13 protein-coding genes are annotated in these 9872 nt (G+C 51.2%); 9 read left to right on the top strand and 4 right to left on the bottom strand.

Annotated features, from left to right (window positions below):
• Nucleotides 1-148: 148 nt before the first annotated feature.
• Nucleotides 149-721, bottom strand: a complete 573-nt coding sequence (gene gmhB, locus D9742_RS03375) for a D-glycero-beta-D-manno-heptose 1,7-bisphosphate 7-phosphatase (RefSeq protein ID WP_001140174.1) — start codon at nt 719-721, stop codon at nt 149-151.
• Between the two features lie 187 nt (nt 722-908).
• On the opposite strand from gmhB, the gene metN reads away from it, so the two are divergent.
• From metN to D9742_RS03340, 7 genes are all read left to right on the top strand, one after another.
• Nucleotides 909-1940, top strand: a complete 1032-nt coding sequence (metN, locus tag D9742_RS03370) for a methionine ABC transporter ATP-binding protein MetN (protein WP_000593994.1) — start codon at nt 909-911, stop codon at nt 1938-1940.
• A complete protein-coding gene (locus D9742_RS03365) occupies nt 1933-2586 on the top strand; it encodes a methionine ABC transporter permease MetI (RefSeq protein WP_001294600.1) in 654 nt (217 codons plus the stop codon). The genes metN and D9742_RS03365 overlap by 8 nt, the downstream gene beginning before the upstream one ends.
• Before the next feature lie 39 nt (nt 2587-2625).
• Nucleotides 2626-3441: a methionine ABC transporter substrate-binding lipoprotein MetQ gene (gene metQ / locus D9742_RS03360; RefSeq protein ID WP_000874224.1), complete on the top strand. Its 816-nt coding sequence runs from the start codon at nt 2626-2628 to the stop codon at nt 3439-3441.
• A gap of 117 nt (nt 3442-3558) precedes the next feature.
• On the top strand, nt 3559-3963 hold the full coding sequence (rcsF, locus tag D9742_RS03355) for an Rcs stress response system protein RcsF (RefSeq protein ID WP_001202329.1): 405 nt from the start codon (nt 3559-3561) through the stop codon (nt 3961-3963).
• Complete coding sequence (tsaA, locus tag D9742_RS03350; RefSeq protein ID WP_130235978.1) at nt 3960-4667, top strand: tRNA (N6-threonylcarbamoyladenosine(37)-N6)-methyltransferase TrmO; 708 nt, start codon at nt 3960-3962, stop codon at nt 4665-4667. Before rcsF ends, tsaA begins: the two co-directional genes overlap by 4 nt.
• A gap of 110 nt (nt 4668-4777) precedes the next feature.
• Nucleotides 4778-6496, top strand: coding sequence for a proline--tRNA ligase (proS, locus tag D9742_RS03345; protein WP_130235977.1), 1719 nt, complete (start codon nt 4778-4780; stop codon nt 6494-6496).
• Nucleotides 6497-6548: 52 nt separating this feature from the next.
• Complete coding sequence (locus D9742_RS03340; RefSeq protein ID WP_130235976.1) at nt 6549-7373, top strand: YaeF family permuted papain-like enzyme; 825 nt, start codon at nt 6549-6551, stop codon at nt 7371-7373.
• Between the two features lie 155 nt (nt 7374-7528).
• On the opposite strand, the gene nlpE is transcribed toward D9742_RS03340, so the two are convergent.
• From nlpE to D9742_RS03325, 3 genes are read right to left on the bottom strand one after another with little or no spacing between them, the layout of a single operon-like run.
• Nucleotides 7529-8239: an envelope stress response activation lipoprotein NlpE gene (gene nlpE, locus D9742_RS03335; protein WP_130235975.1), complete on the bottom strand. Its 711-nt coding sequence runs from the start codon at nt 8237-8239 to the stop codon at nt 7529-7531.
• A gap of 12 nt (nt 8240-8251) precedes the next feature.
• On the bottom strand, nt 8252-8674 hold the full coding sequence (gene arfB / locus D9742_RS03330) for an alternative ribosome rescue aminoacyl-tRNA hydrolase ArfB (protein WP_130235974.1): 423 nt from the start codon (nt 8672-8674) through the stop codon (nt 8252-8254).
• On the bottom strand, nt 8671-9216 hold the full coding sequence (locus D9742_RS03325; protein ID WP_130235973.1) for a YaeQ family protein: 546 nt from the start codon (nt 9214-9216) through the stop codon (nt 8671-8673). Before D9742_RS03325 ends, arfB begins: the two co-directional genes overlap by 4 nt.
• A gap of 165 nt (nt 9217-9381) precedes the next feature.
• On the opposite strand from D9742_RS03325, the gene D9742_RS03320 reads away from it, so the two are divergent.
• Together D9742_RS03320 and rof are read left to right on the top strand one after the other, a co-directional pair.
• The gene (locus D9742_RS03320) at nt 9382-9582 is read left to right on the top strand and encodes a YaeP family protein (RefSeq protein WP_000417058.1); all 201 of its coding nucleotides are present in this window, start codon (nt 9382-9384) and stop codon (nt 9580-9582) included.
• The gene (gene rof / locus D9742_RS03315; RefSeq protein ID WP_130235972.1) at nt 9569-9829 is read left to right on the top strand and encodes a Rho-binding antiterminator; all 261 of its coding nucleotides are present in this window, start codon (nt 9569-9571) and stop codon (nt 9827-9829) included. The genes D9742_RS03320 and rof overlap by 14 nt, the downstream gene beginning before the upstream one ends.
• Nucleotides 9830-9872: the final 43 nt, after the last annotated feature.

Genomic DNA, 9872 nt, shown 5'->3' with positions numbered 1-9872 from the left:
ATTTCAGGATTTTTTCTCTTCAACCGAACCGGCTGTTTGTGTGAAGTGATTCACATCCGCCGTGTCGATGGAGGCGCATTATAGGGAGTCGTTTCAGGAAGACAAGCGGAAAAATGCATTTTTATTTCAACCGCTCATCTTTTAATCATTACGCCGGTTTTTGCTGCTTTTTTATCGCTTGCGGAAGGTCTGCCAGGCTATTTAACACCCAATCCGCCGCGTTTTCTGCTTCAGGGGTAATAGGTTTACCCGTACGCACCAGCACTTTTGTTCCCACGTTCGCCGCAGCCGCTGCCTGCATATCTTCTAATTTATCGCCCACCATATAAGAAGCGGCCATATCAATATGCAAATAATCGCGTGCTGACAAAAGCATCCCCGGATGTGGTTTGCGGCAGTCGCAGACCTGGCGAAACTCTTCAACACTACCCTGCGGATGATGCGGGCAATAATAGATACCATCCAGATCGACATCGCGGTCCGCCAGCGACCAGTCCATCCACTCGGTCAGCGTTTCAAACTGCGCCTCAGTAAATTTACCGCGTGCAATACCAGACTGGTTCGTCACCACCACCAGCGCGAAGCCCATTTTTTTTAGCTCGCGCATGGCGTCAATAACACCGTCGATAAATTCAAAGTTGTCGATCTCATGGACATAGCCGTGATCGACATTAATGGTGCCATCACGGTCAAGAAAAATTGCGGGTACGCTCTTCGCCACCTTTTATAGCTCCTTAATAAGGCATGTGACGCTAGTATCGCATGTTTCGACCAGCAAGAAAGTGCTCTTCGCATAAACCTGATTGATTTAGACGTCTGGATGCCTTAACATCCATTTCATTGACGGCGTTGCCCGTTTCAGGCATGCGAAATGCCACGACTAACTTAATGACGATAATAAATAATCAATGATAAAACTTTCGAATATCACCAAAGTGTTCCACCAGGGCACCCGCACCATCCAGGCGTTGAACAACGTCAGCCTGCATGTGCCAGCTGGACAAATTTATGGCGTTATCGGTGCCTCAGGCGCGGGTAAGAGTACGCTTATACGTTGTGTAAACCTGCTGGAGCGCCCAACCGAGGGTAGCGTGCTGGTCGATGGCCAGGAACTGACCACGCTGTCAGAGTCCGAGTTGACCAAAGCTCGTCGCCAGATTGGTATGATTTTCCAGCATTTTAACCTGCTCTCTTCGCGTACTGTTTTTGGCAACGTGGCTCTGCCGCTGGAGCTGGACAATACACCGAAAGACGAGATCAAACGTCGCGTGACGGAATTGCTGTCATTGGTTGGTCTTGGAGATAAGCATGATAGCTACCCGTCGAATCTTTCCGGTGGGCAGAAACAACGTGTGGCGATTGCCCGTGCATTAGCCAGCAATCCCAAAGTATTGCTGTGTGATGAAGCCACCAGCGCGCTGGACCCGGCAACGACACGTTCTATTCTCGAACTGCTGAAAGACATTAACCGCCGTCTGGGTTTGACGATTCTGTTGATCACCCACGAAATGGACGTTGTGAAGCGTATTTGTGATTGCGTGGCGGTCATCAGCAATGGCGAACTGATCGAGCAGGACACGGTAAGTGAAGTGTTCTCGCATCCGAAAACGCCGCTGGCGCAGAAGTTTATTCAGTCGACCCTGCATCTGGATATCCCGGAAGATTACCAGGAACGTCTGCAAGCGGAGCCATTCACTGACTGCGTCCCGATGCTGCGTCTGGAGTTTACCGGTCAATCGGTCGATGCCCCACTGCTTTCTGAAACCGCGCGTCGTTTCAACGTCAACAACAACATTATTAGCGCGCAGATGGACTACGCCGGTGGCGTTAAATTCGGCATCATGCTGACTGAAATGCACGGCACACAACAAGATACGCAAGCCGCCATTGCCTGGCTGCAGGAACACCATGTAAAAGTAGAGGTACTGGGTTATGTCTGAGCCGATGATGTGGCTGCTGGTTCGTGGCGTATGGGAAACGCTGGCAATGACCTTCGTATCCGGTTTTTTTGGCTTTGTGATTGGTCTGCCGGTTGGCGTTCTGCTTTATGTCACGCGTCCGGGGCAAATTATTGCTAACGCGAAGCTGTATCGTACCGTTTCTGCGATTGTGAACATTTTCCGTTCCATCCCGTTCATTATCTTACTTGTATGGATGATTCCGTTTACCCGCGTTATTGTCGGTACATCGATTGGTTTGCAGGCAGCGATTGTTCCGTTAACCGTTGGTGCAGCACCGTTTATTGCCCGTATGGTCGAGAACGCTCTGCTGGAGATCCCAACCGGGTTAATTGAAGCTTCCCGCGCAATGGGTGCCACGCCGATGCAGATCGTCCGTAAAGTGCTGTTACCGGAAGCATTGCCGGGTCTGGTGAATGCTGCGACTATCACCCTGATTACCCTGGTCGGTTATTCCGCGATGGGTGGTGCAGTCGGTGCCGGTGGTTTAGGTCAGATTGGCTATCAGTATGGCTACATCGGCTATAACGCAACGGTGATGAATACGGTACTGGTATTGCTGGTCATTCTGGTTTATTTAATTCAGTTCGCAGGCGACCGCATCGTCCGGGCTGTCACTCGCAAGTAACGTTCAACACAACATAAATAATTGAAGAAGGAATAAGGTATGGCGTTCAAATTCAAAACCTTTGCGGCAGTGGGAGCCCTGATTGGATCACTGGCACTGGTAGGCTGCGGTCAGGATGAAAAAGATCCAAACCACATTAAAGTCGGCGTGATTGTTGGTGCCGAACAGCAGGTTGCAGAAGTCGCGCAGAAAGTTGCGAAAGACAAATATGGCCTGGACGTTGAGCTGGTAACCTTCAACGACTATGTTCTGCCAAACGAAGCATTGAGCAAAGGTGATATCGACGCCAACGCCTTTCAGCATAAACCGTACCTTGATCAGCAACTGAAAGATCGTGGCTACAAGCTGGTCGCAGTAGGCAATACTTTTGTTTATCCGATTGCTGGTTACTCCAAGAAAATCAAATCACTGGATGAACTGCAGGATGGTTCGCAGGTTGCCGTGCCAAACGACCCAACTAACCTTGGTCGTTCACTGCTGCTGCTGCAAAAAGTGGGCTTGATCAAACTGAAAGATGGCGTTGGCCTTCTGCCGACCGTTCTTGATGTTGTTGAGAACCCAAAAAATCTGAAAATTGTTGAGCTGGAAGCACCGCAGCTGCCTCGCTCTCTGGACGACGCGCAAATCGCTCTGGCAGTTATTAACACCACCTATGCCAGCCAGATTGGCCTGACTCCAGCGAAAGACGGTATCTTTGTCGAAGATAAAGACTCCCCGTACGTAAACCTGATCGTGACGCGTGAAGATAACAAAGACGCCGAGAACGTGAAGAAATTCGTCCAGGCTTATCAGTCTGACGAAGTTTACGAAGCAGCAAACAAAGTGTTTAACGGCGGAGCTGTTAAAGGCTGGTAATATTTAGGCTGTTTCCACAATTTGTAATATCATTCAGGACGGGCGCTTGCCCGTCTTGTCATTTTTACAAGCGCCTGATTCAATATTGACGTTTTGATCATACATTGAGGAAATACTATGCGTGCTTTACCGATCTGTTTAGTAGCACTCATGCTAAGCGGCTGTTCCATGTTAAGCAGATCCCCTGTCGAACCCGTTCAAAGCACTGCACCCCAGCCGAAAGCGGAGCCTGCAAAACCGAAAGCGCCGCGCGCCACGCCGGTCCGAATTTATACCAATGCAGAAGAATTAGTCGGCAAACCGTTCCGCGATCTCGGTGAAGTCAGTGGCGACTCTTGCCAGGCCTCTAATCAGGACTCTCCGCCGAGCATTCCAACCGCACGTAAGCGGATGCAAATCAACGCCTCGAAAATGAAAGCCAATGCGGTATTACTGCATAGCTGCGAAGTCACCAGCGGTACACCAGGCTGCTATCGTCAGGCTGTATGTATCGGTTCTGCGCTTAACATTACGGCGAAATGAGCAGTTTCCAGTTCGAGCAAATAGGCGTTATTCGCTCGCCCTATAAAGAAAAATTCGCCGTTCCGCGCCAGCCTGGTCTGGTAAAAAGCGCTAATGGCGAACTGCATCTCATTGCTCCATACAACCAGGCCGACGCCGTTCGCGGGCTGGAAGCGTTCAGCCATTTATGGATACTTTTCGTCTTTCATCAAACGATGGAAGGCGGCTGGCGTCCGACTGTGCGTCCGCCTCGTCTTGGTGGTAATGCCAGAATGGGCGTTTTCGCCACACGCTCTACTTTCCGACCTAACCCGATTGGTATGTCGCTGGTAGAGCTGAAAGAGGTTGTTTGCCATAAAGATAGCGTGATTCTGAAGCTTGGCAGTCTGGATCTGGTCGATGGTACGCCAGTGGTGGATATCAAACCGTATCTCCCCTTTGCCGAATCGCTTCCCGATGCCAGCGCCAGCTATGCGCAAAATGCGCCAGCGGCAGAGATGACGGTGAGTTTTACCGCAGAGGTCGAAAAGCAACTTTTGACGCTGGAAAAACGCTATCCGCAGTTAACGCTGTTTATCCGCGAAGTACTGGCGCAGGACCCGCGTCCGGCCTATCGTAAAGGTGAGGAAACGGGCAAAACCTATGCCGTCTGGCTACATGATTTTAACGTTCGCTGGCGCGTCACCGACGCAGGTTTTGAAGTCTTTGCGCTGGAACCGCGTTAAATTGACGCCCTTCTCTTTTGACATTTCTTTTGCGCTGGTAAACTAAATCACTTTTTTTGTCCCAGGCTCGCCTTGAGCCTGTTCTACCTTCCAACTGGAACCGTAACAACATGCGTACTAGCCAATACCTGCTCTCCACTCTCAAGGAGACACCTGCCGACGCCGAGGTGATCAGCCATCAGCTGATGCTGCGCGCCGGGATGATCCGCAAGCTGGCCTCCGGGTTATATACCTGGCTGCCGACCGGCGTGCGCGTTCTGAAAAAAGTCGAAAGCATCGTGCGTGAAGAGATGAACAACGCCGGTGCGATCGAGGTGTCGATGCCGGTGGTTCAGCCAGCCGATTTGTGGCAAGAGAGTGGTCGTTGGGAACAGTACGGTCCGGAACTGCTGCGTTTTGTTGACCGTGGCGAGCGTCCGTTCGTACTCGGCCCAACTCATGAAGAAGTTATCACTGACCTGATTCGTAACGAGCTGAGCTCTTACAAACAGCTGCCGCTGAACTTCTATCAGATCCAGACCAAGTTCCGCGATGAAGTGCGTCCGCGTTTCGGCGTCATGCGTTCCCGCGAATTCCTGATGAAAGATGCTTACTCTTTCCATACTTCTCAGGAATCCCTGCAGGAAACCTACGACGCAATGTATGCGGCCTACAGCAAAATCTTCAGCCGCATGGGGCTGGATTTCCGCGCCGTACAGGCCGACACCGGTTCTATCGGCGGTAGCGCCTCTCACGAATTCCAGGTGCTGGCGCAGAGCGGTGAAGACGATGTGGTCTTCTCCGACACCTCTGACTATGCAGCGAACATTGAACTGGCAGAAGCTATCGCGCCGAAAGAACCGCGCGCTGCTGCTACCCAGGAAATGACGCTGGTTGATACGCCGAACGCGAAGACCATCGCGGAACTGGTTGAACAGTTCAATCTGCCGATTGAGAAAACCGTTAAGACTCTGCTGGTTAAAGCGGTTGAAGGCAGTAGCTTCCCGCTGGTTGCGCTGCTGGTGCGCGGTGATCACGAGCTGAACGAAGTTAAAGCAGAAAAACTGCCGCAGGTTGCAAGCCCGCTGACTTTTGCGACTGAAGAAGAAATTCGTGCCGTGGTTAAAGCCGGTCCGGGTTCACTGGGTCCGGTAAACATGCCAATTCCGGTGGTGATTGACCGTACCGTTGCGGCGATGAGTGATTTCGCTGCTGGTGCTAACATCGATGGTAAACACTACTTCGGTATCAACTGGGATCGCGATGTCGCTACCCCGGAAATTGCTGATATCCGCAACGTGGTGGCGGGCGATCCAAGCCCGGATGGTCAGGGTACGCTGCTGATCAAACGTGGTATCGAAGTCGGTCACATCTTCCAGCTGGGTACCAAGTACTCCGAAGCACTGAAAGCCTCCGTACAGGGTGAAGATGGCCGTAACCAAATCCTGACGATGGGTTGCTACGGTATCGGGGTAACGCGTGTGGTAGCTGCGGCGATTGAGCAGAACTACGACGAACGCGGCATCGTATGGCCTGACGCTATCGCGCCGTTCCAGGTGGCGATTCTGCCGATGAACATGCACAAATCCTTCCGCGTACAAGAACTTGCTGAGAAACTGTACAGCGAACTGCGTGCACAAGGTATCGAAGTGCTGCTGGATGACCGCAAAGAGCGTCCGGGCGTGATGTTTGCTGATATGGAACTGATCGGTATTCCGCACACTATTGTGCTGGGCGACCGTAACCTCGACAACGACGATATCGAATATAAATATCGTCGTAACGGCGAGAAACAGTTAATTAAGACTGGTGACATCGTCGATTATCTGGTGAAACAGATTAAAGGCTGATGCCAGAAAGGGTCCTGAATTTCAGGGCCCTTTTTTACATGGATTGTATAAAATGGATAAACCAAAGGCATACTGCCGCCTGCTTCTCCCCTGCTTTCTTTTACTTTCGGCCTGTACCGTTGATATCAGCCAGCCAGACTCCTCAGCCACAGCGATAGATACCGAGGCGAAAACATGGGCTGTCAAATTCCAGCATCAAAGCTCTTTCACCGAACAATCAATAAAAGAAATAACGGAACCTGACCTCAAACCCGGCGATTTGCTGTTCTCCTCAAGTCTTGGGGTAACCTCATTTGGTATCCGCGTCTTCAGCACTTCCTCAGTGAGTCACGTTGCAATCTATCTGGGTGATAACAACGTCGCAGAAGCGACAGGGGCTGGCGTCCAGATTGTTTCCCTTAAAAAAGCGATGAAGCATAGTGATAAGCTTTTCGTCTTACGAGTCCCGGACCTTACTCCGCAACAAGCCACAGATATCACCGCGTTCGCCAATAAAATCAAAGATAGTGGTTATAACTATCGCGGCATTGTCGAATTCATTCCATTTATGGTGACCCGCCAGATGTGCTCATTGAATCCTTTCTCCGAGGATTTTCGCCAACAGTGCGTCAGCGGCCTGGCGAAAGCACAGTTAAGTAATGTTGGCGAAGGGGACAAAAAATCGTGGTTTTGTTCGGAGTTTGTCACTGATGCATTTGCTAAAGCCGGGCATCCGCTTACGCTGGCGCAGTCAGGTTGGATTAGCCCTGCCGATCTGATGCATATGCGTACTGGTGATGTCTCTGCGTTTAAACCAGAAACGCAGTTACAGTATATTGGACACCTGAAGCCTGGGATTTATATTAAAGCGAGTCGCTTCGTTGGGCTGACTCGGTGATAAAAGCCAGCCTCAGAGTGTTTATGCCGGATGCGGCGTGAACGCCTTATCCAGTCTACAAAATCGTGCCAATTCAAAATGTTGCATTATATGCTGTAGGCCTGATAAGCGCAGCGCATCAGGCAATTTTGCGTTTGTTTCTGCCTTAAGCAGGTTTACTGCCCCAAACTACTGCAATCCTTGTTTGGGTAAAATTTACCTGCCGTATCGGGCGCTAATACTTTGGTTGGCGCACCGGTATCCGGATTAGCCTCAAGCGTAAAGTGACCTTCTACTGACAGTAACATCGGTTTTTCACTATGACCGCGCGCAGCCAGGTAGCCACGTTCCAGCTCTGCGTTATTCGCTACCATGAAACGTTTTCCGGTCGCGCAATCAGTGAAGGTCGCAGCATCAGCCATATAAAAATACATGCCCCGCAGGGTCATCGGCGTCATGGGTAAACTGGATTGTGCCGGTTCCAGCGTGTAGTTGAACTGTGATGCAATCGGATTGCCTTCACGATCGAGCATCTCCAGCGCATCGCCTTTCGCCCGATAATATGACTTTTCACCTTTGCTGTCGGTTAATACCAGCTTGTCAGCGGTTCGCGCCCATGTACCGTAGGAGGCAAAGGATGAAGGTTCTTCACGAGCACCGAGATAACGCTCATTCATCACCCATGTTCCGTCTTTTTCGAGGAACAGAGAGGTTTCGATTCCTTCGCAATCGGCACACGGCAGCACGCCGCGCCAACTTTGCGGCATCGGTTTCAGTTCGGCAGCCTGCGCCGGAGAAAGCGTATCGACTTCGGCCCGATTATTACAACCCATCAGAGTAAAGAGGCTGATTACAGCCATCGCTGTCACTATCGCTTTTTTCACCATCCATTCCTTTTTTTACTCCCGACCGCTGCGCACTTTTCCGCGCATCGCCTTCACGGTTGATTTTTGTGCCTTCGATGCCAGCCTGCGCTCTTTCGATGCGCGGGTGGGCCGCGTGGGTCGTCGGGCTTTTTGTTCTGTTGTTAAATCTTTAATCACTGCCACCAGCCGGGCCAGCGCCGCTTCGCGGTTCAATTCCTGACTGCGGTATTCCTGTGCCTTAATGACAATCACGCCATCACTGCTGATCAAATGATGGCTGGCGGCGAGCAGGCGTTCTTTGTAATACTCTGGCAGGGTGGACGCCCGAATGTCAAAACGCAGATGAATGGCCGTTGAGGTCTTATTAACATGCTGCCCGCCCGCGCCCTGCGCACGAATGGCGGTGATCTCAAGCTCACCATCAGGAATAGCAACATGTCGGGAAATCACAATCATGAAGGTTGTTGCCAGGCGGTTAAGTTCACTTCCAGATTATTCTTATCATCCGATAACCAGATCACGCCATCCTGAATCGTTGCCTGCAGCGTCATGGTACGATCCGCAAAGGCGCTCACTTTTGCCAGTTGCTCGTCGTCCAGATACCAGACGGAAAGATTGGCAAACTGCGCACATTTACTCTGATTTTGCTGCCACCAGATTTGCGCCGCCCGACTATTATAGGTAAACAGCGCCACTTCCGCGGCCTGAGTGCAGGCTTTCTTAACCCGTCGCTCATCCGGCAGCCCCAGTTCAATCCACAAATCAATGCCCAGGTGATCGTTACGCAGCCACGCTTCCGGCTCATCATCGGCGCACAAACCACGGGTAAATTGCAGACGTTCATCGGCATATTTCATCCACGCCAGCAAGCGCAGCATCATGCGCTCCTGGGTTTCTGAAGGGTGGCGCGCCAGCGTCAGAGAGGCATCGAGAAACTGGTTGCGGTCGAGATCGGCCACATTAACCGTCGCTTTATAAATTGTCGCTTTAAGCGCCATAAGAAAACTCCTTTCGAATCAGGAGGCCATTGTAACGGAATACGTGCAGTTGCGACGCTGATATTGCAGAAATGAGTGTGGTATAGTCACCTTGCGAAACAGAGTTTATCTTCGTAGGCTTAGACTTGCATCCACGGTTAAGTCAGAATGCTGACAGGAGGGCATGTGGAAAAATATTGTGAGTTAATACGCAAGCGGTACGCGGAAATCGCCAGCGGAGACTTAGGATACGTTCCGGACGCGCTGGGCTGCGTTTTGAAAGTGCTGAATGAAATGGCTGCCGACGACGCCCTTTCTGAGGCTGTCAGGGAAAAAGCAGCATACGCTGCGGCAAACTTACTGGTGAGCGATTATGTCAATGAATGATACGTATCAACCAATCAATTGTGATGATTACGATAATCTTGAGCTCGCCTGTCAGCATCATTTAATGCTGGCGCTTGAGCTGAAAGATGGCGAAAAATTGCAGGCGAAGGCCAGCGATTTAGTCTCCCGCAAAAATGTGGAATATCTGGTCGTCGAGGCCGCTGGCGAAACCCGCGAGCTACGTCTGGATAAAATTACCAGCTTTAGCCACCCGGAAATCGGTACGGTGGTGGTGAGTGAGTCCTGATTCACTTTCGCCGGATGCGACGTTTGATGCGTCTTATCCGGCT

Origin of the sequence: Escherichia sp. E1V33 (genome assembly GCF_004211955.1) — a bacterium.
Classification (GTDB): Bacteria; Pseudomonadota; Gammaproteobacteria; order Enterobacterales; family Enterobacteriaceae; genus Escherichia.
This window is presented reverse-complemented; position numbering and strand designations above follow the sequence as displayed.